20 protein-coding genes and 2 tRNA genes are annotated in these 22,356 nt (G+C 67.8%); 13 read left to right on the forward strand and 9 right to left on the reverse strand.

Annotation, left to right across the window (positions count from 1 at the left end):
- The first annotated feature begins 5 nt into the window (after nucleotides 1-5).
- The 9 genes from SVA_RS06555 to SVA_RS06595 all read left to right on the forward strand — a co-directional run bounded on the left by SVA_RS06555 (nucleotide 6) and on the right by SVA_RS06595 (nucleotide 9,744).
- Entirely contained in the window at nucleotides 6-1,130 is a 1,125-nt protein-coding gene (locus SVA_RS06555) for a glycosyltransferase family 2 protein (RefSeq protein ID WP_096460476.1), read from the forward strand.
- Entirely contained in the window at nucleotides 1,127-1,909 is a 783-nt protein-coding gene (locus tag SVA_RS06560; protein WP_096460479.1) for a polysaccharide deacetylase family protein, read from the forward strand. Before SVA_RS06555 ends, SVA_RS06560 begins: the two co-directional genes overlap by 4 nt.
- Nucleotides 1,881-3,386 (forward strand): O-antigen ligase family protein, encoded by a 1,506-nt coding sequence (locus tag SVA_RS06565; RefSeq protein WP_096460481.1) that lies wholly within the window; start codon nucleotides 1,881-1,883, stop codon nucleotides 3,384-3,386. The genes SVA_RS06560 and SVA_RS06565 overlap by 29 nt, the downstream gene beginning before the upstream one ends.
- On the forward strand, nucleotides 3,373-4,524 hold the full coding sequence (locus tag SVA_RS06570; RefSeq protein ID WP_197703394.1) for a glycosyltransferase: 1,152 nt from the start codon (nucleotides 3,373-3,375) through the stop codon (nucleotides 4,522-4,524). The genes SVA_RS06565 and SVA_RS06570 overlap by 14 nt, the downstream gene beginning before the upstream one ends.
- Nucleotides 4,521-5,375 (forward strand): polysaccharide deacetylase family protein, encoded by an 855-nt coding sequence (locus SVA_RS06575; RefSeq protein ID WP_096460482.1) that lies wholly within the window; start codon nucleotides 4,521-4,523, stop codon nucleotides 5,373-5,375. The genes SVA_RS06570 and SVA_RS06575 overlap by 4 nt, the downstream gene beginning before the upstream one ends.
- Nucleotides 5,372-6,535 carry a glycosyltransferase family 4 protein gene (locus SVA_RS06580; RefSeq protein ID WP_096460483.1) on the forward strand — a complete coding sequence of 388 codons (1,164 nt, stop codon included), beginning with the start codon at nucleotides 5,372-5,374 and terminating at the stop codon, nucleotides 6,533-6,535. Before SVA_RS06575 ends, SVA_RS06580 begins: the two co-directional genes overlap by 4 nt.
- A complete protein-coding gene (locus tag SVA_RS06585; RefSeq protein ID WP_148665401.1) occupies nucleotides 6,532-7,770 on the forward strand; it encodes a WD40 repeat domain-containing protein in 1,239 nt (412 codons plus the stop codon). Before SVA_RS06580 ends, SVA_RS06585 begins: the two co-directional genes overlap by 4 nt.
- A 9-nt stretch (nucleotides 7,771-7,779) precedes the next feature.
- Nucleotides 7,780-8,529, forward strand: a complete 750-nt coding sequence (locus SVA_RS06590) for a YdcF family protein (protein WP_096460485.1) — start codon at nucleotides 7,780-7,782, stop codon at nucleotides 8,527-8,529.
- Nucleotides 8,530-8,598: 69 nt separating this feature from the next.
- The gene (locus tag SVA_RS06595; RefSeq protein WP_096460486.1) at nucleotides 8,599-9,744 is read left to right on the forward strand and encodes a GNAT family N-acetyltransferase; all 1,146 of its coding nucleotides are present in this window, start codon (nucleotides 8,599-8,601) and stop codon (nucleotides 9,742-9,744) included.
- 114 nt (nucleotides 9,745-9,858) lie between these two features.
- On the opposite strand, the gene SVA_RS20000 is transcribed toward SVA_RS06595, so the two are convergent.
- The 3 genes from SVA_RS20000 to SVA_RS06620 all read right to left on the reverse strand — a co-directional run bounded on the left by SVA_RS20000 (nucleotide 9,859) and on the right by SVA_RS06620 (nucleotide 14,977).
- Nucleotides 9,859-11,937 (reverse strand): InlB B-repeat-containing protein, encoded by a 2,079-nt coding sequence (locus SVA_RS20000; protein ID WP_197703395.1) that lies wholly within the window; start codon nucleotides 11,935-11,937, stop codon nucleotides 9,859-9,861.
- 297 nt (nucleotides 11,938-12,234) lie between these two features.
- A complete protein-coding gene (locus SVA_RS06615; protein WP_197703396.1) occupies nucleotides 12,235-13,530 on the reverse strand; it encodes a hypothetical protein in 1,296 nt (431 codons plus the stop codon).
- A gap of 166 nt (nucleotides 13,531-13,696) precedes the next feature.
- Nucleotides 13,697-14,977: a nucleotide sugar dehydrogenase gene (locus SVA_RS06620; RefSeq protein WP_096460488.1), complete on the reverse strand. Its 1,281-nt coding sequence runs from the start codon at nucleotides 14,975-14,977 to the stop codon at nucleotides 13,697-13,699.
- A gap of 260 nt (nucleotides 14,978-15,237) precedes the next feature.
- Between SVA_RS06620 and SVA_RS06625 the strand changes: the two genes are divergently transcribed.
- From SVA_RS06625 to SVA_RS06640, 3 genes are all read left to right on the forward strand, one after another.
- Nucleotides 15,238-16,164 (forward strand): NAD-dependent epimerase/dehydratase family protein, encoded by a 927-nt coding sequence (locus SVA_RS06625; protein WP_096460489.1) that lies wholly within the window; start codon nucleotides 15,238-15,240, stop codon nucleotides 16,162-16,164.
- 483 nt (nucleotides 16,165-16,647) lie between these two features.
- A tRNA-Ala gene (locus SVA_RS06635) sits at nucleotides 16,648-16,723 on the forward strand.
- 36 nt (nucleotides 16,724-16,759) lie between these two features.
- Nucleotides 16,760-16,835 (forward strand) — tRNA-Glu (locus SVA_RS06640).
- A 167-nt stretch (nucleotides 16,836-17,002) separates the two neighbouring features.
- On the opposite strand, the gene cydP is transcribed toward SVA_RS06640, so the two are convergent.
- From cydP to SVA_RS06665, 5 genes are all read right to left on the reverse strand, one after another.
- Nucleotides 17,003-17,182: a cytochrome oxidase putative small subunit CydP gene (gene cydP, locus SVA_RS06645; RefSeq protein ID WP_096460491.1), complete on the reverse strand. Its 180-nt coding sequence runs from the start codon at nucleotides 17,180-17,182 to the stop codon at nucleotides 17,003-17,005.
- A 325-nt stretch (nucleotides 17,183-17,507) separates the two neighbouring features.
- On the reverse strand, nucleotides 17,508-18,365 hold the full coding sequence (locus tag SVA_RS06650) for a TehB-like domain-containing protein (protein WP_096460492.1): 858 nt from the start codon (nucleotides 18,363-18,365) through the stop codon (nucleotides 17,508-17,510).
- A gap of 40 nt (nucleotides 18,366-18,405) precedes the next feature.
- Nucleotides 18,406-19,554, reverse strand: coding sequence for a hypothetical protein (locus SVA_RS06655; RefSeq protein WP_096460493.1), 1,149 nt, complete (start codon nucleotides 19,552-19,554; stop codon nucleotides 18,406-18,408).
- Nucleotides 19,555-19,581: 27 nt separating this feature from the next.
- Complete coding sequence (locus SVA_RS06660; protein ID WP_096460494.1) at nucleotides 19,582-19,821, reverse strand: DUF2249 domain-containing protein; 240 nt, start codon at nucleotides 19,819-19,821, stop codon at nucleotides 19,582-19,584.
- Nucleotides 19,822-19,860: 39 nt separating this feature from the next.
- Nucleotides 19,861-20,187 (reverse strand): metal-sulfur cluster assembly factor, encoded by a 327-nt coding sequence (locus SVA_RS06665; protein WP_096460495.1) that lies wholly within the window; start codon nucleotides 20,185-20,187, stop codon nucleotides 19,861-19,863.
- Between the two features lie 86 nt (nucleotides 20,188-20,273).
- Here SVA_RS06665 and SVA_RS06670 point away from each other — a divergent pair, with 86 nt between their 5' ends.
- Nucleotides 20,274-20,732, forward strand: coding sequence for an Rrf2 family transcriptional regulator (locus SVA_RS06670; protein WP_096460496.1), 459 nt, complete (start codon nucleotides 20,274-20,276; stop codon nucleotides 20,730-20,732).
- Nucleotides 20,733-20,899: 167 nt separating this feature from the next.
- Here SVA_RS06670 and SVA_RS06675 read toward each other — a convergent pair whose 3' ends face one another.
- Nucleotides 20,900-22,345 carry a bifunctional 2-methylcitrate dehydratase/aconitate hydratase gene (locus SVA_RS06675; RefSeq protein WP_096460497.1) on the reverse strand — a complete coding sequence of 482 codons (1,446 nt, stop codon included), beginning with the start codon at nucleotides 22,343-22,345 and terminating at the stop codon, nucleotides 20,900-20,902.
- Nucleotides 22,346-22,356 lie beyond the last annotated feature (11 nt).

A 22,356-nucleotide genomic window follows, 5' to 3' on the forward strand; every position in this document is an offset into this window, starting at 1 on the left:
ACACCATGAAGCTCGTCTTCTGGACCTCCCTCGTGTTCGTCGCGTACACGTACGCGGGCTATCCGCTGCTCGTCTGGGCCCTGTCCCGCCTGCGCCGCGAGCCGGATGCGGCGCCGGAAGCGGTGGCGCGATGGCCGAGCGTCCGCGTCATCGTGGCGGTCCATAACGAACAGGACCGGGTGGCGGCGAAGATCGCGAATCTGCGCGAGCTCGATTATCCGCGGGACAAGCTGCGCATCGTCTTCGTCTCCGACGGATCGAACGACGCGACGAACGACCGCCTGGCGAAGGAGGCGGACGTGGAAGTCCTGAGCTACCCGGTCCGCCGCGGGAAACCGCACGCGCTGAATACCGCCGTCGAGGCGGCGAGCGAGGAGGTGCTGGTGTTCACCGACGTGCGCCAGAGCCTCGCCCCCCGCGCGCTGCGCTATCTGGTGGCCCGGTTGCTCGCGCCGGGTGTCGGGGCGGTCAGCGGCGAGCTCGTGCACCTCGATCCGCAGACGCACGCCGCCGCTCACATCGGGCTGTACTGGCGTTACGAGAAATGGATACGCAAGTCCGAGAGCCGGCTGGCCTCCAACCTCGGCGTCACCGGCGCGCTCTACGCCATCCGGAGGGTCGACTACAAGCCCGTTCCGGAGGACACGCTGCTCGACGATTTCGAAATTCCCATGCGCATACTGCGCGGCGGCAAGCGGATCGTGTTCGAGACGCGCGCGCAGGTCTTCGACGAGCTGCAGCGAAGCGTGTCCGGAGAGCGCCTGCGCAAGGTGCGCACGCTGACCGGAAACTTCCAGAGCTTTGCCCGCAATCCCTGGCTGTTCTCGCCGCTGGCCAACCCGGTGTTCGTGCAGTTCGTCTCGCACAAGGTCTTTCGCCTGTTCGTGCCGTACGCCCTCGCGCTTCTCCTCGTGTCCGCGCTGCTCCTCGACGGGCGCGGGTACCGCCTCGCCGCCGGCGCGCAGCTGGCCGGCTACGCCGTGTGCGCCCTCGGGCTCGCCTGGCCGCGGCTGCGCGAGCACCGCCTGGTCAGTTTCCTCGTCGTGTTTCTCGAGCTGAACTGGGCGGCCGTGCTCGCGCTCGGGAACTTCCTCGGCGGAAGAATCGACTCCCGGTGGGAGAAGACATGAGGGGCATCGTCGTCTTCATGTACCACGCGCTCTACCGGACCCGCGCCGAACGCGAGGCGATCGATCCGGCCGATCGGCCTTACGCCGTCAGCGTCGATGTCTTCGAGGCGCAGCTCGATCGGTTGCGCGCGAGCGGCGTCCCGGTGCTCGCGCCGGAGGCGCTCTGCACGGAATCGCCGCAGAGCGGCGTGGTACTGACGTTTGACGACGGGCACGCAAGCAACCGGGATTACGCATTCCCGGCGCTGGCCGACAGGGGCCTGCGCGCACTCTTTTTCGTCACGACGGACTTCATCGGCCGCCGTCCGGGCTTCTGCGGCTGGACCGGGCTGCGGGAGATGGCGGAGGCCGGGATGGTTCTCGGATCGCACGGCCGTACGCATCGTTTCTTCGACGACCTCACCGACGACGAGGCGGGCGCCGAGCTCGCGCATTCGCGTCTGGCGATCGAGCGTGAAACGGGGGCGCGCGTCGAGACCCTGTCCTTCCCGGGCGGACGGTTTCGGGCGGGACAGCTGGCGCTCGCCCGGGCGGCGGGCTATCGACGGTGTTTCAGCTCGCAGGTCGGCGTCTGGCGCGGCGGCACCGCCGCGGCAGGGAGCGCGGTCCCCCGCATCCCCGTTCGCGCCGACACGTCGATCGCGCTGTACGCGCGCTACGCGGCCGCCGACCCGCTGCTGCTCGCGCGGGCGCAGGCGACCTACGGGCTCAAGCGGCTCGCCAGACGGATGATGGGAAACCGGCTGTATCATGCCATCTACGAACGATTCTCCGTTTGAGACGTTTCCCGCTCCCGAGGGGAGCGAGGATTCGGCGCGGGAGCGCACCGTCGAGTGGGCGGGGAAGCCGTTGCGCTCGACGCTGCTGTTCCTGAGCGTGCCGGCCGCCTTTGCGGTCGTGATACGCCTGTTCAACCTGCAGCTCCCGAGCGTCGTGCTGTACGGTCTGGCGGCCGCCCTCGGCCTCGCGCTCGTCAAGCGGAGCATGAGCGATCCGGAGTGGCTGTTCGCCGCCTTCGTCGTCTACATCCCGCTCAACAAGGTTTACGTGGCGCCCATCGTGCCGGGCGTCAACGCGACCAACGCCTTCCTCATCCTGCTGATCCTGACGTGGATCGTGCGCTCGGTGCGCGAGGAGCGGCCGATGTTCGTCACGATGCCCGGCTCGAAGCTGGTCGGGGCCTGGGCGCTGCTCACCATGTTCTCCGGCGTCACGGTGATCTTCACGCTCGGGTCGTACGTGCTCGTCGACCAGTTGCAGGAGTACAAGGCCTGGGTCGATCAGTTCATCGTGTTCTTCGCGTTCCTCAACCTCATCCGGGACGGCGCGATGGCGCGTCGTCTGGTGGTCTACACGATGCTCGGCAGCGTCGTCGTGGTGCTCTTCGGCGTGCAGGAGATGCTCGACAAGCAGGGGGCCCCGACGATCGAGCTCTCGCGCCTGTTCGGGCCGCACAATCAGCCGAACGATTTCGGGGCGTTCCTGGTCTACGCCGCGGCCCCGTTCATCGCGCTGTTCCTCGCGCAGATGCCCAGGATCCGGTCCTGGGTGCTCGTGCCGTATTTCCTGGTGGTGGCCAAGCTGCTCCTGACCACCTTCTCCCGCGGGGCCTACGTCGCGATGGCCTTCGGAGGGCTCGTCGCCGGGTACCTGCGCGGCAAGCTGTTCCTCTTCTCCTGGTTGATCGTGGCGCTGCTCCTGCTGTGGTCGATGCCCGAGCTCATCCCCGAGTCGCTGGTCGAGCGCATGTCCCACACCACGGTCGAAGGGGGGCACCGCCAGGAGCTCGACGCGAGCTCCCAGACGCGCCTCGTCCTGTGGAACGCGGCGATCGAGATGTCGCTCGAGAGTCCGTTGCTCGGCAAGGGCTTCAAGGCGTTCCCGGTGCTCAAGAGCGGCTACACCGAGTTCGAGGTGCACGAGTCGGACAACCACAACATGTATCTCTACATCAGCTCGCAGATGGGCATACCGGCGCTGTTGTTGTTCGTGCTGATCCTGTACCGCGCGTACCGGCTGGGCGCCCGCGTATACCGCGAATCGCGCGACACGATGGCGCGCGTGGCGGGCATGGCGACGGCGACCATCGTCGCCGCCGTGGTGCTCGTCAACATGTTCGGTTCCCGGATGGTGAGCCTCGACGTCACCGCCTACGTCTGGATCTATCTCGCGGTCGTCGCGCACCTCTGGATCGAGGTCGAAAAGCGGCGCGAGGCGAAGGCGGCGGAGGAGGAGGCCGAACATGCGGCTGCCTGAGGAGCCGATCAAGGTGGTGCACGTGATCGACGAGCTGCCGCCCGACGGGGCGGAACGGCTCCTGGTCGACGTGGTGAAGCGCGGATCCTCGGGATTTCGCTACTCTGTCCTGTGCCTGGTGCGCGGTGGGACGCTGGTCGACGAGCTCGAGGCCTTCGGGGTCCCGGTCTTCGTGCTCGGACGTCGCGGCAAGTTCGATGCCTCGCTGCTCGTCCGTCTCGCGCGCTGGCTGCGCCGCGAGCGTCCGGCGGTGGTGCACACGCACCTCTTCACGGCCGATGCATGGGGTCGCGCCGCGGCGCGGCTCGCGGGCGTCCCGGCGGTCTTTTCCACGGTGCACAGCACCAACCTGTGGAAGGGCGGGATCCATCGCCTGATCGATCGGGTGCTCGGCCGCCTGTCCACGCGAGTGATCGCCTGTTCCCCGGAGGTCGGCGAACGGCTCGTGAAGCACGACCGCATCCCGGCCGACCGCGTGGTCGTCGTCCCGAACGGCATCGATCTGAGGCGCTTCGGCGCGGTGAATCCGGGGGGCGTGCGTGCGGAGCTCGGCGTCCCGGCGGGACTTCCCGTTCTGATCGTCGTCGGCCGGCTGCACGAGGCCAAGGGCCACGCGGATCTGCTGGCGGCGCTGACGCGGGTCCGGAAGGAGACGATCGACTTCCGTTGCCTGTTCGTGGGCAGCGGCGAGCTTCGCGAACAGCTGGAGGCGGACGTCGAGCGGCGCGGGCTGAAGGACCAGGTGCGGTTCCTGGGACAGCGCAGTGACGTCCCGCGGCTTTTGGCGGCCTCCGACGTGGTGGTGATTCCTTCGCGGTGGGAAGGTCTGCCGATCGCGCTGCTCGAGGCCATGGCCATGGCAAAAGCGGTCGTGGCCACCGCGGTAGGCGGAATTCCGGACGCGATCGAAGACGGAGAGAACGGTCTCCTGGTCCCGGTCGGCGACGCCGGGGCGCTCGCCGGGGCGCTCGGGCGCCTGCTGCGGGACGCCAGCCTGCGCAGTCGCCTCGGCCAGGCCGCGGGCGCTTTGGTTCGCCGGCGCTACGACGTCGCCGCAACGGCCCTGGCGTACGAAGGACTCTACCGGACCGCCCTGGCCCGTCAGGCGCTCGCCCACGACGCCGGGAGCTCCGGATGAGAGGCACCCTTCGCCGAGTCGTCCCGCGCCTGCTGCTGCCGGCGACCGCGGTCTATCAGCGGTGGCGCCCGGGGATTCGCATCCTCATGTACCACCGCGTCGTCCGGGGGCTGCCGCAGGACCAGCTCACCGTGAGTCCGGAGCGCTTCGAGGAGCAGATGGCCGTGCTCGCGCGAACCCGGCGAGTCATGAGCCTGGCGGACGCCGCGCTGGCCCTCGGTTCCGGGGAGCGCCAGGCGGGGGCCGTCGTCGTGACGTTCGACGACGGTTATCGGGACAATCTCACCGTGGCGCTGCCGATCCTCGAGAAGTACCGGATACCGGCGACCATTTTCGTGACGACCGATTTTTGCGATCAGGTCAGCAGCCATCCGCGTTACGGAGAACGCGCGGCCGGCCTGCACCTGAACTGGGACGAGGTGCGGGAGCTCTTGCGCTCGCCCCTGATCTCGATCGGTTCGCACACGGTCTCCCATCCGTATCTGCAGCGGCTCGACCCGGAAGCGGCCAGACGCGAGATCGGCGAGAGTCGGCGTCGGATCGAAGCGCGCATCGGCCGTCCGGTGGAGTTCTTCTGCTATCCCTCGGGTGACTTCGGCGAGCGGGAGATGCGCTACGTGCAGGAAGCGGGCTACCGGGCGGCCGTCAGCGTAGCCCCCGGCCTCAATCGCCGCGCGACGCCCCGCTACGCCCTGAGACGCACCGAGGTAACGGATCGCGACGGCGCACGTGAGCTGCGCGCGAAGCTGCACGGCGCCTTCGATCCGCTGCATGCCCTGCTGCACGCCCGCCGCCGGCGGGAGTTCGACGCAAGGCGCCTGGGCGTTCCGAACGGAGAGATCGCATCATGAAGCTCCTTTATCTTATGACCGAGCCGTTCGGCGTGGGTGGCGTGCAGTCCGACATCCTCACCCTCACCGAAGACCTGAGCCGGCGCGGACACGAGGTCCACGTCGCGACCACGCCGGGTGTCCTGCTGGACGAGCTGATCGCGAAGGGAGCCCGCTACGTGGAGCTCGATTTTCGCTACAGTGGCATCGGCGGTCTGTGGCGCGCCATACGGGACCTGCGGCGGGTCATCCGCGAACGGGAAATCGAGGTGCTCGCGCCCCAGTCCGTGCGCTCCACGATCGCGAGCTATCTCGCATTGCGCGTGCTGCCGTTCGCCTACCGTGTTCCCGCGACCGGCCGGCGAGTGCCGATCGTCACGACGATCCACAACATCCATAACCCCGCGCACTTCCGCTATGCCGGCCGGATACTGGACCGCTGCAGCGACTTCGTGATCTTCGAGTCGCACTACGAGCGCGATCGATGCCTCGCGAGCGGATTGCCGCCCGCCAAATCGGCCGTGATCCACAGCGGCATCGACACCGACCGTTTCGTGCCGCGGCCGCCGGACCCGGCCCTCCTGGCGAGGTACGGCCTCGAGCCCGGTCGTCACAAGGTGCTGGGCATCGTCGCGCGCCTGTCGGAAGAGAAGGGGCACTGCTATCTGATCGCGGCGTTCGCACGGGTCGCGCGGGCCATGCCGGAAGCGCGGTTGCTGGTGATCGGCGACGGGCCGCTGCTGGACGCCGTGAAGGCGCAGGCGCGCGAGCTGGGGCTCACGTCGAACGTGATCTTCACCGGACTCCAGCGGAACATCCCGGAGCATCTCGCGCTGCTCGACGTCTTCGTGCTCGCGTCCACGCGCGAGTCCTTTCCGCTGGCCGCGCGCGAGGCGATGGCGGCCGGCCGCGCCGTGATCGCGCCGCGGATCGGTGGGTGTCCCGAGGTCGTCGAGGACGGCGTGACGGGTTTCCTGTTCGAGGCGCGCGACGTGGACGGCCTCGCCGCGCGCATGCGCGAGATCCTCGCGCAGGACCGCTACAAAACCCAGGGCCGGGCGGCCCGGGAGCGCGTCGAGCGCCTCTTCTCGCGGCGGCAATGGGTCGAGGGCGACGAGCGCGTCTACCTGGAATGGTCGGCGGCCGCGCCGGCCGGTGCAACGAGCAAGGGGGTGGCATGAAAGGCGTTCGCGCGGCAGTGCTCGCGGGCATCCTCGGGGCCGTCGGTCTTTCCGGCGCCCTGGCGGAACCGTTTACCGACCTTCCGGCGGACCACCGTGTCCGGCCGGTGCCGAAGGTCGCGCAACCGCGGTTACACGAGTCGTACGCGGACCCGGTTTTCGGCGTCACGGTGCGCCGGATCACGGACCCGGCTCAGCTGCCCGGGCTGAGCCGCGTCCGTCACTATTACTCCAAGGCGAACCCGTTCAACGCGGACGAGACGCGCGCGATCTTCCACGGCAGCGACGGCTCCTCGTGGCTTTACGACACGCGCACGTGGACGCCGATCAAGTCGCTCCGCCTCCGGAGCTCGGACCCCGAGATCCAGTGGCATCCCACCGACCCGAACCTCTTCTACCACATGGAGTTCGTCGGCAACTCCCCGAACGTGCGGGCGTTCCAGCTCTACGACGTACGCACGGACGCCAGCCGCGTCCTGCGCGACTTCAGCGAGTACGATACGGCGCGCGGCAGGCTGGAAGGCAACATGGACCGGAGCGGGCGGTATTACGCGCTCATCGGCAAGCGCGGCGACAAGCACGAGGCGTTCGTCTACGACGTGCTCAAGGACCGGACGAGTCGCAAGCACGCCATCAGCGAGGATCAGGCCGACGACTGGATCAGCGTGACGCCGAGCGGCAAGTACGTCGTCATGATGGGCGGCGACCGCACGCGCGTGTACGACATCGACATGAATCATCTGCGGGATCTGCCGAAGGGCTCGTTCGGGCACGCGGACCTCTGCCTTCGAACCGACGGCAGCGACGTGATGGTGTTCGACGGAGCGGACCTCGCGCTCGACGGCAACCGCAACATCAACATGGCGGACCTCGCGACCGGCCGGATCTCGATTCTCGCCCGGATCGGCTGGGGCACGACGCCCCACGTCTCGTGTCGCAACATCGAGCTGCCCGGCTGGGCGCTGGTCTCGACGCAGGGGCCCGACTCCCGGTACCCGAACCACGACTTCGAGATCTTCTGGGTCAAGCTCGACGGTTCGCGCGAGGTGCGCCGGGTGGCGCATCATCGCAGCAGCAGGAAGGCAGGGGGGTACTTCGCGGAGCAGCACGCCGTCACCAACCGGACCGGCACGAAGATCGTGTTTGCCAGCAATTGGGGAGGCGAAGGACCGATCAGCGATTACCTGATCGAGCTGCCGTCCGGTGATCGCGGCGCGGCGAAGCCCGGTCGCTAGGGGATCCGGGTGCGCGTGCTGTTCGAACCGGTCGCGCTCCTGGGTTGGGCGATGCTCGCGCTTTCGGCGCTCGCCTGGCGCAGATCGACCGCGGGGAACCGCGGACTCTTCGCGCTGGCCGGCGGCCTGTCGGTGGCCTATTTCTGGTTCGCGAGCCCGCTCGGCGCCAATCTGATGGTGGGAGCCCTGGAACACGGCGTCTTCGCGGTCCGGGAATGCGCTCCCGGGGACGGCGCCCGGGTCTACGTGGTGCTCGCGGGCGGGAAGACCGGCACCCCGGAGAGCGACGCGGACGTCGCGCACCTGCAGGAAGCCGGGTTTCGACGGACCGTGGAGGGCGCGACGCTCGCGCGAACCGACGCCGGGAGCCTGCTCGTGCTTGCCGGCGGATCGGGGGAGTCGGTGACGGAAGCCGATCTCATGCGGCATCTCGCGCTCCGCCTCGGCGTGAGCGCGGAGCGGATCCGGGTCGAGCGCAGCTCCGGGAACACGCACGAGAGCGCCGTCGGGGTCGCGCGGCTGCTCCGCAACGGCGGGACGCGCATCCATCTGGTCACCTCCGCGATGCACATGCCGCGGGCAGCGGCTGCGTTCGGCGCGCAGGGTATTGAGGTGTGCCCTCGCGCGGTGGATCGGCGCTACGTGCGGCCCGATATCGAGGACGCGCTGATACCGCAGATCACCGCCCTCGTGAAAAGCACGGCAGCGATGCACGAGTTCGTCGGCTACGCGTGGTATTACCTGTCCGGCCGGCTGTAACGGACGGGTTATCGCTTCCGCGGGACTGTGTCGGGTGAAACGGGGGCGGATCTGGGTCAGGTAACGGGCATGGTTTCGAAGGAGGTCATCGCCGGCGGCATCGACGTTCGCGTCGTCCGTCTCGAGGAGATCGACGACCGGACGATGCGGGAGTGGCTCGAGCTCGAACAGCGCGCGCTCGAGCCCAACGCTTATCTCTCGCCGCGCCTGGTCGTGCCCGCCGTACGGCATCTCGGCTTCGGGGGATCCGTCCTTCTCCTGTGTCTGGAGCGGGCGGAAAGGACCGGGCCCCGGCTGGTCGGCGTCGGGGCGTTCCAGTCCTTGGCGCGCTCCCGGCACTTCCCGCTCCCGCACCTGCGGGCGTTCCGGTCGCCGCATTCCTACCTGTCCGGTCTGCTCGTCGGCGCGGAAGAGGCGGGTTCGGCGCTGCGGGCCTTCTTCCGGTTCCTTCGCGGGCCGGACTGCCCCTGGCACGGCGTGGCCTTCTACGACCGCTCGGGCGGCGACGAGCTCGATCGCGGCCTGACGGCCGCGGCCGTCGATGCCGGCGCCGCCTGGTTCGAGATCGCCCGCACCCGCCGGGCCGTCTTCGTGCCCGCGGAGGCGGGGGAGCGCTACGTTGAACGTGTACTGGGACGCGACGGGGCGAAGAACTTCAGGCGCCGCCGCCGGAGGCTGGAAGAGATCGGCCCGGTGGAATGGCGGTCGACGGCGAGCGACGACGCGGAGGCGGCGCGGCGTTTCATCGACCTCGAGCACCTCGGCTGGAGAGGCGAGCGGGGGCGTTCGTTGAAGGTCCGGCCGGGACACGCCGCGTTCTTCGAGGAGATGACGCGTGCGTTCGGCGCGGCGGGGCAGGGATTCTTCACCGAGCTCCGCGTGCGGGAGCGCGCGATCGCGTCGACGATCAACCTGATCGCGCAGGACGTCGGCTTCGCGTTCAAGCTCGGTTGGGATCCGGCCTACGCCCGGTACAGCCCGGGCCTGCTGAACGAGCTCGAACTGCTTCGAAACGCGCCGCAACGGTGGCCCCACCTCCGGTACTTCGACAGCGGCGCCGACGAAGGATCCTTCATCGATCGCCTGTGGAGCGGCCGGCGAACGCTGGTGTCGGGAATTTACGCCACGAGCAGCCTCGGGAAGCAGGCGGCACGTTGCCTCGGCGCTGCCCGCCGGGTCAAGCGGTGGCTTCGTGGCGGGCCGGTCCCCCGCTGACCGTCGGGGGGTCGTGGCCGAGAACCGAAGCGACCCCCTGACGCCTCGACCCCGCTTGTATGACCTGCACGCCGGCAAGACCGCGCGGCGACCCTGCCGCGCGGTCGGCGTCGATCAGGGGACGTAGCTCGGAAGCTCCACGACGTAGGCGTCGACCGACGACCCGCCGCCCCAGTCGCTTCCGAAGAGCAGGCGCGTTCCGCTCGGGCTGATGACCACGTGCGGTTCGGCCCAGTATCCGCGCGGGCCGGCCTTGCCCCACGACCGGTGATGCGCCACGCGGCAGACCTTGCCGCCGGCGTTGCTGTCGGCCAGCACGAGCTCCTGGTTCAGCGTGTTCGCGCCGTTCGTGCTGCCGACGATCGACAACGCGACCCATCCCGGCTTCTTGAAGGCGAGCGCCGAGACGTGCGTGCCGCCCGGGGGATACGGATACCCGGTCTCGGGTCCCACGATCACGCGTACCGATCCATCCGTCATGTCCGCCGTGACGAGTGAACCTTCGTAGCCGCCGAACGACACCGCGTTGTGGGTGTCATGGCCGTTCGCCAGGCGTCCGAGGGAGGCGTGCTCGTTCGGGTCGATCGGCAGCCCGCGCAGATACTGCATGTCCAGGTCGCGCACTTCCGCGTTGCCGCCGTTGGCGAAGAAGACCGTGGTTCCGCTGGCCGACGCGATGGGTGCGTTCCCCGAGCCGCTGCTCAGCGTCGCGCCGACAGTGTCCGTGCTGATGCGGTAGGTGAAGACGAAGCCGGAGGAGCAGCGCAGGCCGATGACGTCCGAGTCCCAGGACATGAACATCGGATCGGAGCCGCCCGAGACGCTCCCGCCGCACGAGAAGGTCTTGATCGCCTCCTTGGCGCCCGTGCTCACCCGGTAGCGGGTCAGCGTCTTCGTGCTCGAGTTCACGTAAAAGAGCACGTCCGGGTCGGTGGTGTGCCAGTAGAACTGCTCCAAGTCGGGCGGATTGATGTCGAGCTTCCTGATGTACTGGTAGGTCTTGCCGTCGTACAGGTGATGCCCGCTGTTCGACGTATTGGTGTGGTAGAGGATGAGGTAGCTTTCGTCCGCGTTCCAGGCCGGGATGGTCGAGTACGCCGGCTTGATCACGCCGGTTCCCCCGACCTCGGTGATGCGGCGGATGGTGGTGCCGAAGGCCGGATCGGTGACCGTTTGCCCCAACGCCGGTTTTGCGAGCGCCGGCATCGGATGGGCAACCTTGTCGGTGACGAGGCCGTTGCAGAGGTCGGCGCTCGCCGTATTCTGGGTGAAGCTCGCCGATACGCTGCGCGCCTGGGTCATGGAGACCGTGCAGGCGCCCGTTCCCGAGCAGCCGCTTCCGCTCCAGCCGCTGAAGGTGTAACCGGACGCCGCGGAGGCGCTGAGCGTCACCGACGTGCCGGAGGCATACGAGGCGGAGCAGGCGCTGCCGCAGCTGATCCCGGCCGGAGCGCTCGTCACGGTGCCCGAGCCGTTCTTCGATACGCTCAGCGTATAGGACGTCGGCGCGCTCTGCGTGAAGGTCGCGGCGACGCTTCGCGCCTGCGTCATGGACACGGTGCAGCTGCCGCTTCCCGAGCAGCCGCCGCTCCAGCCCGCGAACGTGTACCCGGACGCCGCCGAGGCGCTGAGCGTCACGGACGTCCCCGCCGCGTACGAAGCGGAGCAGGCGCTGCCGCAGCTGATCCCGGCCGGAGCGCTGGTGACCGTGCCGTTGCCGGTCCGGGAAACGTTGAGCGTGTAGGAGGTCGGCGTGCCGCCGCCGGTCTCGACGAACGCCGCGGTCACGCCGCGGGCCGCGGTCATGAGGACCGTGCAGTCTCCCGTGCCGGAGCAGTTGCCGGACCAGCCCGCGAAGGCGAAGCCCGGGGACGGCGTCGCGGAGAGCGTGACGGAGCTGCCGGCCCCGAAATCGGCCGTGCAGCTGCTGCCGCAGTCGATTCCCGCCGGCTGGGAGACGACCTGTCCGCTGCCGGAGAGCGTGACGTTCAATTCGTGCGTGCCGGGCGGCGGCGTCAGTCCCGTTCCGCCGGTGCTGCCGCTGCCTTCTGCGTCGCTTCCTGCACCGCCTCCGCATCCACCGAGGAACGCGAGCAGGACCCCGAGGACGAGGGTGCCGGGAAACGACGGGGAATGAGTGGAATGAGGGAAATGCCGTTTTGCCGAAAATGCTTTGTCTTGTTGTTTGGTCACCGGTTGCTCCGTTGACCCCTCCCCGTGCCCGTACGGCGGTGCCGTCGGACATCTCCGCCGCGCGCGCTGTTGTTGACGACGTGCTGATGCGCGCTAGGCGTTTGAACGTCTGGGGAAATAGTAAGTCGCGAATCCGGGAAGAATCGCGCGATCGGACGCGCGGCGGCGCGATACGGATGGAAGGGGCAACCCGGCGAACGAGCGGAACCGGAGAAGCGATAAAGAAGTGCGCTAAGGCGGACGCCCGTCAGACGAACAGGCTGCTTCGTCCGACGGGGGCAGTGATCGCGTACCGCTTCAGGGCTGGTAGGAGGGCAGCTCCACCACGTACGTGTCGACCGTCGCGCCGCCGCCCCAGTCGCTTCCGAAGAGCATTCGGGTGCCGCTGGGGCTGATCACGACGTGCGGCTCTGCCCAGTAATCTTGAGGACCGTAGTCGCCCATGGACCGGTGATGGCCGACCCGGCAGACCTGTCCACCCGGATTCGTGTCGACCAGCAGCAGCTCGTTGTCCAGAAGACTCTGTCCGTTGCCGTCGCCAACGATAGAAACCGCGACCCAGCCGGGGCGCTTGAGCGAGACGCCGGAGATGTGGGTGCCGCTCGGCGGATAGGGATAGCCCGTGTCGGGGCCGACGACCACGCGCACGTTGCCCGTGCCCATGTCGCCGACGACGACCGAGCCCTCGTAGGTGCCGAACTGGACAGCTGTGAAGACGTCGCTACCATCGGCTAGCAGGTGCACCGACCCGTGCTCGTCCGCGTCCATGCCAGCGATCTCGCGAATGTAGGACATGCTATTCACTTGGCGCACTTCGGCCCGGTTGCTCCGATTGAAGAACATCTGCGTGCCGCTCGGGGCGGCCACGGGCGCCGTCAGGCTCGCGTTGATGACGTTGATCGCACTGCCCAGGGTATTGGTGCTGATCCGATAGCTGAAAACGGTGCCATCTTCGCAGGCGAGGCCGATCAGGTCGGAGTCCCAGGACATGTACATCGGATCGTTGCCGCCGTCGACCTGTCCGGCTGCGCACGAGAAGGTGCGGATTGCCTGCTTGGCGTCGGTGCTGACTTGGTAGCGTGTCAACGTGTTCGTGCTCGAGTCGATGTAGTAGAGAATGTCCGGGTCGGTCGCGTGCCAGTAGAACTGCTCGAGGTCCGGCGGATCGATGTTCAGCTTGCGGATGTACTGGTAGGTCTTGCCGTTGTAAAGGTGGTGGCCGGCGTTTGCGGTGTTCGTCTGGTACAGGATGAGGTACGACTCGTCCGCGTTCCACGCGGGGATCGTCGAGTAGGCCGGCTTGATGACGCCGGTCCCGCCCACGTTCGTGATTCGGCGAATGGTGGTCCCGAACTGCGGATCGATAACGAACTGGCCGACACCGGGCTTGGCGAGCGCCGTCATCGGCCGGTTGACCTTGTCGATGATCAGACCTTCGCACAGATCCTTGCCGTCCCCGAGCGGAAGGGACGTCTGGCGCCCGCTGCTCGTCGAGCCGTCCCCGCCACCGCCGCCGCAGGCGGCGAGCGAAAGGGTCAGGACAGTCAGGAACGAAGCGAAAGCCGGACGGGCGACACTCTTCTTATTGTTCATCGATATCCTCGGCACCGGTCCATGGCGCCCTCCGGTGAGGGCGCAACCGCGGGACCGGGCAGAAAGTAATGATAGGTGCTTTTGCCCGAGCGATTTACGACCCCGGATCAACGGGTACGAGACGCGGACGGGCGGCGGTGCCCGTGCATCGCGCGCGGTCTTGCGCCTACAAACGCCAGACGTTCATGCCGGCCGCGCGCAAGGCCTGCGCGTCGAACCGCGACTTGACGTCGACGAAGCACCCGCCCTTCGTGAGCTTTTTCGAGAAGTCCTTCGGCGACATCGCGAGAAACGGCTTGTGCGCCACGGCCGCGACAATCGCCTCGGCGGCCGGCAGATCCTCCCAGCCGACCAGATCGATGCCGTACTCGTGCTTCGCCTCGTGCTGGACGGGAACCGGGTCGTGCACGTGAACTTCGACCCCGAAGGTGCGCAGCTCGTTGATGACATCGATCACGCGCGAGTTGCGCAGGTCGGGCACGTCCTCCTTGAAGGTGAGCCCGAGCACGTTCACTTTCGCGCCCTTCACGTGTGAGCCCGCCTGGATCATCTGCTTGATCGTCTGCTCGGCGATGAACTTGCCCATCCCGTCGTTGATGCGCCGGCCGGCGAGGATCACCTGCGGGTGATAGCCGAGCATTTCCGCCTTGTGCGTCAGGTAGTAGGGATCGACACCTATGCAGTGGCCGCCGACGAGCCCCGGCCGGAAGGGCAGGAAGTTCCACTTCGTGCCGGCGGCCTGCAGCACTTCGAGCGTATCGATGCCGATGCGATCGAAGATGATCGCCAGCTCGTTCATGAGCGCGATGTTGAGGTCGCGCTGCGTGTTCTCGATGACCTTGGCCGCCTCCGCCACCTTGATGCCGGATGCCCTGTGGACGCCGGCCGTGATGACCGAGCCGTAGAGCTCGGCGACCGCCTCGAGCGTCTCGGGCGTGTCCCCGGAGACCACCTTCACGATGCGCGTGAGCGTGTGTTCCTTGTCGCCGGGATTGATGCGCTCGGGCGAGTAGCCCACGTGGAAATCCTTCTTCCATCGCATTCCCGACTGCTGCTCGAGCACGGGTATGCATACCTCCTCGGTGGCGCCCGGGTAAACGGTGGATTCGTACACGACGATGGTGCCGCGCTTCATGTGCTTGCCGACCGTGCGGCTCGCGCCCACGAGCGGACTGAAGTCGGGCTGATGGGCCTCGTCCACGGGCGTCGGGACGGCCACCACGATGAAATCGGCCTTCGCGATCTCCGCGGGGTCGTTGGTCACGTGCAGCCGCCGGGCGGCGCGGAGCTCCTCGCTCGACACTTCGCCCGTCGGATCCACGTGACGGCGGTACTGGTCGATCTTTTCGGCGCTCAGGTCGTAGCCGATCGTTTCGTGTTTCTTGCCGAACTCCACGGCCAGGGGCAAGCCCACATAGCCAAGTCCCACCACCGCGACAATACTCATAGGAACGGGTCCCCCGTTGGCCCGAAGCGGCGTACGGCGGAGACGCCCGGGCAACCGGAGACGTCCGGTGCGTTCGGTGCTCCGTCGGAATTCACCGCGATCGAGACGTTAATTATGAAGCAGCCTGGAAGGGTGCCGAGCTCAAGTGCCGAAACGGCCCATCTGTATTTGTATTATAAGATGGTAGGAAACGCGGATAGTAGGGTCAAAGGGGCGGGGCTCGGACCCCTCGACGAGAAATCCCCGGGAGGAGCGGAATAATGCGGATACTGGTTACGGGCGGGGCCGGCTTCATCGGCTCGCATCTGACGGAGCGCCTGCTCGGGGAGGGTCACCGGGTCCGGGTCCTGGATAACCTGTCGACCGGGAAGCGCGAGAACCTGCCCTCGCACCCGGGCCTCGAGTTCGTGGAGGGCGATATCCGGGCGCAGGACGACGCCATGGAGGCCGTTTCCGGGATCGACGCCGTCTATCACCTGGCCGCGGTCGCCTCGGTCCAGGCCAGCGTCGACGACCCGCGGGGTACGCACGAATCGAACTTCGTCGGCACGCTCAACCTGCTCGAGGCGGCGCGCCGTCACCGCGTGCAGCGCTTTCTCTACGCCAGCTCGGCCGCCGTGTACGGGGATAACGCCGACCTGCCGGTGGGGGAGGAGGCGACGACCAAACCCCTGTCGCCCTACGCGGCCGACAAGCTCGCCGGCGAGCATTACCTGGATTTCTATGGCCGCAAGTTCGGTCTGGCCGGCACCGCGTTTCGATTCTTCAACATCTACGGTCCGCGTCAGGACCCCTCGTCGCCCTATTCGGGCGTGATCAGCATCTTCGTCGACCGCATGCGCCAGGGTCGTCCCGTGACGATTTACGGCGACGGCAGGCAGACGCGCGACTTCGTCTACGTGGGCGATCTGGCCGAGCTGTTGGCGTCGGCGCTCATGAGCGAGGAGGCCGTCGGGCAGGTGCTGAACGTGGGGCGGGGCGTGGAGTGCTCCCTGCTCGAGCTGGTCGCGGAGCTGGAGAAGCTGGGAGGCAGGAGCATCGAGCGCCAACACGAAGCGGCGCGCACGGGAGACATCCGCCACTCGCGCGCCCGGGTAGCGCGCCTGCGCCAGGTCTTCGGGCGCGTGCCCCAGACGCCGATCGGCGCCGGTCTCGCCAGGCTGCTCGGCCACGAGGACGCGGCTTAGCGGCCGGTTCGGTCTTCCTTCAAACGCTTATCGCCTTCCGGTCGGGAGGCGGGCGGAGCCGATCCGGGCTCGGCTTCCAGCGCCCCCATCGTCGCGCGAGGCGCCGCCCGGGGGCGCCCGGTCAGGTCGCTGCCCACGAGCGGAACGCGCTCGGGCGTCGCCTGTTTGGCCGCCGGTTGCTCTTTCGCGGCCGGCGCGGGCTGCTCCCGCACGCACCCGCTGAACGGGAAGGCAACGGCAATGATCAACGCATAGAAAATCGGCAAGCGCGTTCTTCTGAAGGGCCGGCACGGAAGACGGCCGGTAATCGTGTCGTTACAGGGAATTATTTTGAGCCGAGCTCTTTGCGCACAATAGGGAAAAGCCGGGCTCTTATCGGCGCGGCGGCTTGACCGGTCAGGCCTCAGCACGTAGAGTACCCGGCCTTTGGCGCAGGCCTTTACTCCCGCCGTCCGGAATCGGTACGGTCAGGCCAAAGCATCCGGGGCCATAGCTCAGCTGGGAGAGCGCTTGCATGGCATGCAAGAGGTCGGCGGTTCGATCCCGCCTGGCTCCACCAAGTTTTCCCGGCCGCCCTCCAGCGGCCGGCCTCCACGTCCCCATCGTCTAGAGGCCTAGGACACCGCCCTTTCACGGCGGCAACCGGGGTTCGAATCCCCGTGGGGACGCCAAACACGAAGACGCCCGCGAGGGGCGTCTTCTTGTTTGGCGGTTGTCCCCAGGGGGATAAGAACCGCAGGTTCGACCAAGCGGGTGCCGGGAGTGCGCGCGGAACGGTGCCGCGATAGCGGCGGCGGCGCGAAGGATGGCGGGAGAATCCCCGTGGAGATGTCGCCTGCTAATGGACTTCCTCGACGGCAGGCGGCGACGGCGGTTCGGCGGCACGCCCTTCCTGGTAATCGGACACCAGCTCGAGCCATCGCGCGCGACCGAAGAACAGCACGAAGATGCCCGCGAGGAGCAGAACCTTGACGACGAGGACAACGGCGATCTCGCGCGCGAGGCGCCGGCGGGGCATGTCCACCTCCTTTGTCCCTGGAAGGTGCGGCGAGCGAGGTTTTCCGCCTGCGAAGCTATAGCGTGACCTCGCTTCCGATTCGACCGCGCGCCGCGCTTCGACGCCACGCCCCGATTCCCGGCCTCCGTCCCCCAAATCGGGGCGGATGGATGCCCATCAAGGAAGGACTGAATTGCCGCGACGATTCCGTTGGCGAACCGATGGCTTTCGCTTTCACGCATTCGCGCGCGACCCCCGGCACGGAGACGTAACTCCGGGCCATGTCGCGTGTGGCCCAGCGTACACCGGGGTCCGGTTCGCCCTCGGGCGTGTCGGTGCTCTCGAGCTACCCTGCACGCGCCGTGGACGCGGCGATCTCCCTGTAGAGCCGTTCGTAGCGTCCGGCCACCTGGCGGCCGAAGAGGGGATCCTTGCGTGCCGCCATCATCGTGTCGACGGCGTTCCAGTCGTCCGGGGCGAGACGCGTTCCGAGCAGCGGGAACAGCTTTTGCTCCTCCATCTCCATGTGGGCGCGGAACCGCGCGACGTACTCGCGGCCCGGCTGTTCGAGCGCATGCCGCGGCAGCAGCACCCCGGCAACGGCGCCACGCAGGGAGTCGAGCAGGTCGCTGCCGCTGCGCGCGAGCGTGGCGTGCTGGCGTTTCAGGTCGGCCACGATCGGCTCGATGGCCGTGTCGGCGTTCGCGAGGCGCGCGAAGATCAAATCCTCCCACGGGTGATGAAAGCGGTCCGGGTACTCGCGCATGTAGCGCACGATGTCCTCCATCAGTTCGTAGTCGGGGCGCGCGGCGCGCTCGAACGCATCGAGCTGCCGCTCCAGCAGATCGAGCAGAAGGCGGAAGTTCACGTGCTCCTCGCGCAGACGGCGCAGTAGTGCGGCCGCGGGCCCGCTGGCGCTCTCTGCCGATTCCTGAAAAAACTCCAGATAAAACTCGACGGCGCCGAGCGGTTCGACCTGGTGCCGCTCCTCGGGCGGGACGACGCCGGGACGATGCGGCGTGAGGATGATCGCCTCCCGAGGCGTGTCGAGCGAGCGATAGCGGAGCCGGCCCGAACGCACCGTGATCCGCGCCCATGTCCGGGCTCTGGTCCGGTGGGAAAGCCCTAAACCGGCCGGTATCGAATGGTTGTTGTAGAGCGGGGTGCGGCCGGTCGCGATCAAGTCCGAAGGCAGCGCTTTCATGGTTCCTCCTCGCGGTCAGGAAGTAATTGGCATGGCGTGCTCAGGCCCGGGCACCGTGATTCGGCGCCGAAGCGGGCGTAGAGATCTTGAGCCGGCCGCGCCAGATACCGCTCGCGGTGTTCAGGATGAAGGCGAGCAGGGCGACCGCGTTGAGCGCGCCGCCGATGGCGCGCCAATCGGCCGATCCGGCAAGGTCGGCGCCGAGCCGCACGATCAACGAGACGTGCAGCAGCGCAAGGTGCAGATAGAACGCCCGGTGGAAGCGGACGGCGAAGTGCGTCACGGCCGGCAGAATGATGGGCGCGTGGCCGAAAACCATCGAGAAGACAAACCCGAGGAACACGGCATGGAGGGTCGCATCGTACGCGGGCGCGACGAACAGGCCGCCGCCGGCGAGCGCGATCGCCGCCGCGGCACCGAGCCAGACGTACCCGGAGAGCAGCGCCACCGCGATGAATCGGGTGAGGCCGGTCTCGCGCACCGTGCGCCGCGCGATGTCGTAACGCGCGAGCCACAGCGTGAGCGCGAGGAGCGCGCCCGACGCGACAAATCCGCGCGGGTCGATGCCCGCGGCCAGGAGTGCCAGGCCGCCGAGCAGCATCGCGACGATGCCGACGAAGGCGCGCTGCGCCGCCGCCGGCGGGGCGAGAAAGCGGCTGAGCTCGAGGCGCTCGCCGGCGATCGTCAGCACGAGAAAGCCGGCCCACCAGGGCACCACGGCCGTGAAGGGCAGCCCGGCGAGCCAGGCAAGATTGCCGATGAGCCAGCTTGCCGCGCCGGCGAGCAGCGTGGCCGTGAAGACCGCGCGCTGTCGCAGAAACACGGCCAGCGATCCGGCGACCAGGAACGCGCTGCCGAGCGCAAGGAGGAGCGCGCCCGTCCAGACCGGCGTGCCGCCCACTAGCGTCGCGGCACCCAGCGCGGCGAATACGGGGCCACCGTAGGTCCAGCGCGCGCCGAGGGCCACGGCCCGCTCGAGGCTGATCAGGGTCCCGAAGAATCCCGACACCATGAGCGGTCCGTGGAGCGCGATGAGCCCCGGCGACGGCAGCGGCGCATCGACACCGAGCCGGCGCAAACCCGCGCCGACGCCGATCACCAGTGCCATGAAGCCGAGCACCAGCAGGGGGATGCGGTACGGCGGCGGGACGGGGCCCTGCAGCCAACGGTGTCGAATGGGCGCCTTCATCGCCGGGGCTCATTCCTTCGCCGCGGGTCAGACCACGCGGCCGATACGGACCTTCCAGATTTCCGGTCCCTGCTCCAGGTACTGCCAGCTAAAGCGGCTCGCATGCTCCGCCTGGAACTGGTAGTAGAGCGGCTTAGGGTCGTGGTCGTTCACGAGGAGCAGCGCCTGCCCCGGCGCGAGCTGCCCGAAGGTGTTGAAGATGAGCGGGTGGCGCTCCCGGGGCGGGATCGTCCGGACGTCGATGGTCGCTTGCGCGTCTTGCTGCATGGTGTTGCCCTCACGGCAGGTTGGAAGAAACGTTGTCGGTCATGCGGGCTGCTCGGCCCATCCGAGCTGGCGTCGCCCCTCGTCGCTGATGAACTCCGGGTTCCAGGCCGGCTCCCACACGATGTCGACCTGGATGTCGCTCGCATCCGGGAGATGGCGTCGAAGCGCGTCCTGCACCTGCGTGGTGAGATACGGCCCGAGAGGGCACGCAGGGGTGGTCATGGTCATCTGCACCGTCACGCGGGGCAGATCCACCTCGACGCGGTAGACCAGGCCGAGATCCAGAACGTTCACCCCGACCTCCGGGTCGATGACCTCCCTGAGGGCGGTCGCGATCTGCTCGCGGCTGACTTCTTTTTCGCTCATGCGAATAAGATGTAAATGAGGTACCTCTTTACAAATACCACAGGCGCCGGCCATAATCAAGTATCTCATATACATCTTAAAGCGCGATGCGCCTGACGACCTTTACCGACTACACGCTGCGCGTGCTCATGTACCTCGGCCTGCAGGAGGGCCGTCTGAGCACGATCGCCGAGATCGCCCGGGCCTACAGGGTTTCCGAGAACCACCTGATGAAGGTGGTGCACTACGGCGCCACCCGGGGGCTGCTCGAAACGGTGCGGGGCAAGGGCGGAGGCGTGCGGCTCGGGCGCACCCCGGAGGAGATCCGCATCGGCGAGCTCGTACGCGAGACCGAGGCCGACACGGCCCTGGTCGAGTGCTTCGGCGCCGGCAACTCCGACTGCCGGATTGCTCCCGCCTGCGCCCTGCGCGGGGTGCTCGGCGAGGCGCAGGAGGCGTTCTTTCGCTCGCTCGACCGATACACCCTGGCCGATCTGCTGCGCCCGCGCGCGCGGCTCGCGCCGCTACTCAAGGCGCCGGCGAGGCAAAAGCGCGTCGCGTCCTAGCTGTCTGTTGAAATGCCGCTCGGGGTCATTACGAGCGAAGCGAAGCAATCTCGTCTTGCCCACAGGATTGCTTCGTCGCCTGCAGCTCCTCGCAATGGCAGGCTTTCCGCGTACGATAAGCCGCCAGGGTTCCCTCGAGCCAGCAGCTGCAACAGGCCGCGTTGCGGCTATGGCTGCAGCATCTGCATCAGCGACGGGACCGGGGTCGCTTCCAGGCGGCTGCGGTCGAGGAAGAGCTCGAGCAGCGCCTCGACCTTCCCCTTCGGAAGTTGCGTAGCGAGGTTGTGGCGCGCCTTCTCGATGAGCTTGGGGATTCCTTCCGGACGCCTCCGGCGATGGCCGATCGGGTACTCGACCTCCACCCTGTCCGTGCTCGTCCCGTCCTTGAAGAAGATCTGCACCGCGTTCGCGATCGAGCGCTTGTCCGGGTCGAGGTAGTCGCGGCTGTAGCGCGGCTCCTCGCGCACTTCCATCTTTTCACGAAGCAGGTCGATCTGCGGATCGGCGGCGGCAGCGTCCGTGTAGTGATCGGCGTTCAGGTCGCCGTGCAGCAGGCCGATGGCGACCATGTACTGCAGGCAGTGGTCGCGGTCCGCGTAGTTGTGCAGCGGGCCGACCTTGCTGATGATGCGGATCGCCGACTCGTGCGTGGTGAGCCCGATGCGCTCGATTTCATCGATGCGCTCTCTGACCTGCGGATGCAGCTTCACCGCGCACTCCACCGCGGTCTGCGCGTGAAACTCCGCGGGGAAGGAGATCTTGAAGAGCACGTGCTCCATGACGTAGCTGCCGTACGGCCGCTGAAACTCGAAGCGTTTTCCCTTGAAGCTCACGTCGTAAAAGCCCCAGGTCTTCGCCGTCAGCGCGCTCGGGTACCCCGGCTCACCGTTGAGCGTCATGAGCGCGAGGCGCACGCCGCGGCTCGTCGCGTCGCCCGCGGCCCACGACTTGCGCGGCCCCGCGTTCGGCGCATGGCGATAGGTGCGCAGCGACTGGCCGTCCACCCAGACCTGCGAAATCGCGTCGACGATCTGTTCGCGCGTGCCGCCGAGCATGTGCGTCGCGACCGCCGCCGAGGCGAGCTTCACCAGCACCACGTGGTCGAGGCCGACGCGGTTGAAGCTGTTTTCGAGCGCCATCACGCCCTGGATCTCGTGCGCCTTGATCATGTAACCGAGCACGTCGCGCACCGTGAGCGGGGAGCCCGCGGCGACCCGGGTGCGGCTGACATGGTCGGCGCAGGCGAGGATCGCGCCCAGGTTGTCGGACGGATGCCCCCACTCCGCCGCGAGCCAGGTGTCGTTGAAGTCGAGCCAGCGCACCAGCGTCCCGATGTCGAAGGCGGCCTTGACCGGGTCGAGCTCGTAAGGCGTGCCGGGTACGCGCGCGCCGTTCGGGACGACGCTCCCGGGAACGATCGGTCCGAGGTGGCGCGAGCACTCGGGATACCCGAGCGCGAGCATCGCGCAGCCGAGGCTGTCGAGGAGGCAGTGACGGGCGGTATCGTAGGCCTCGTCGCTCGCGATCGCGTAGCCGCTCACGTAGTCGGCGATGTCGGCGAGCTCCTTGTCGGGAGCGGGGCGGACGTTGAGGTCGGCTTGGGTCGGGTGCATTGGGTCAGTCC

This window comes from Sulfurifustis variabilis (assembly GCF_002355415.1).
Lineage (GTDB): Bacteria > Pseudomonadota > Gammaproteobacteria > Acidiferrobacterales > Sulfurifustaceae > Sulfurifustis > Sulfurifustis variabilis.

What these genes read in the sequence shown, in the direction of transcription:
- SVA_RS06555 (WP_096460476.1), top strand. Translation starts at nt 6, where the DNA reads ATGAAGCTCGTCTTCTGGACCTCCCTCGTGTTCGTCGCGTACACGTAC.
- SVA_RS06560 (WP_096460479.1), top strand. Translation starts at nt 1,127, where the DNA reads ATGAGGGGCATCGTCGTCTTCATGTACCACGCGCTCTACCGGACCCGC.
- SVA_RS06565 (WP_096460481.1), top strand. Translation starts at nt 1,881, where the DNA reads ATGCCATCTACGAACGATTCTCCGTTTGAGACGTTTCCCGCTCCCGAG.
- SVA_RS06570 (WP_197703394.1), top strand. Translation starts at nt 3,373, where the DNA reads ATGCGGCTGCCTGAGGAGCCGATCAAGGTGGTGCACGTGATCGACGAG.
- SVA_RS06575 (WP_096460482.1), top strand. Translation starts at nt 4,521, where the DNA reads ATGAGAGGCACCCTTCGCCGAGTCGTCCCGCGCCTGCTGCTGCCGGCG.
- SVA_RS06580 (WP_096460483.1), top strand. Translation starts at nt 5,372, where the DNA reads ATGAAGCTCCTTTATCTTATGACCGAGCCGTTCGGCGTGGGTGGCGTG.
- SVA_RS06585 (WP_148665401.1), top strand. Translation starts at nt 6,532, where the DNA reads ATGAAAGGCGTTCGCGCGGCAGTGCTCGCGGGCATCCTCGGGGCCGTC.
- SVA_RS06595 (WP_096460486.1), top strand. Translation starts at nt 8,599, where the DNA reads ATGGTTTCGAAGGAGGTCATCGCCGGCGGCATCGACGTTCGCGTCGTC.
- SVA_RS06615 (WP_197703396.1), bottom strand. Translation starts at nt 13,530, where the DNA reads ATGAACAATAAGAAGAGTGTCGCCCGTCCGGCTTTCGCTTCGTTCCTG.
- SVA_RS06620 (WP_096460488.1), bottom strand. Translation starts at nt 14,977, where the DNA reads ATGAGTATTGTCGCGGTGGTGGGACTTGGCTATGTGGGCTTGCCCCTG.
- SVA_RS06625 (WP_096460489.1), top strand. Translation starts at nt 15,238, where the DNA reads ATGCGGATACTGGTTACGGGCGGGGCCGGCTTCATCGGCTCGCATCTG.
- cydP (WP_096460491.1), bottom strand. Translation starts at nt 17,182, where the DNA reads ATGCCCCGCCGGCGCCTCGCGCGCGAGATCGCCGTTGTCCTCGTCGTC.
- SVA_RS06650 (WP_096460492.1), bottom strand. Translation starts at nt 18,365, where the DNA reads ATGAAAGCGCTGCCTTCGGACTTGATCGCGACCGGCCGCACCCCGCTC.
- SVA_RS06655 (WP_096460493.1), bottom strand. Translation starts at nt 19,554, where the DNA reads ATGAAGGCGCCCATTCGACACCGTTGGCTGCAGGGCCCCGTCCCGCCG.
- SVA_RS06660 (WP_096460494.1), bottom strand. Translation starts at nt 19,821, where the DNA reads ATGCAGCAAGACGCGCAAGCGACCATCGACGTCCGGACGATCCCGCCC.
- SVA_RS06665 (WP_096460495.1), bottom strand. Translation starts at nt 20,187, where the DNA reads ATGAGCGAAAAAGAAGTCAGCCGCGAGCAGATCGCGACCGCCCTCAGG.
- SVA_RS06670 (WP_096460496.1), top strand. Translation starts at nt 20,274, where the DNA reads ATGCGCCTGACGACCTTTACCGACTACACGCTGCGCGTGCTCATGTAC.
- SVA_RS06675 (WP_096460497.1), bottom strand. Translation starts at nt 22,345, where the DNA reads ATGCACCCGACCCAAGCCGACCTCAACGTCCGCCCCGCTCCCGACAAG.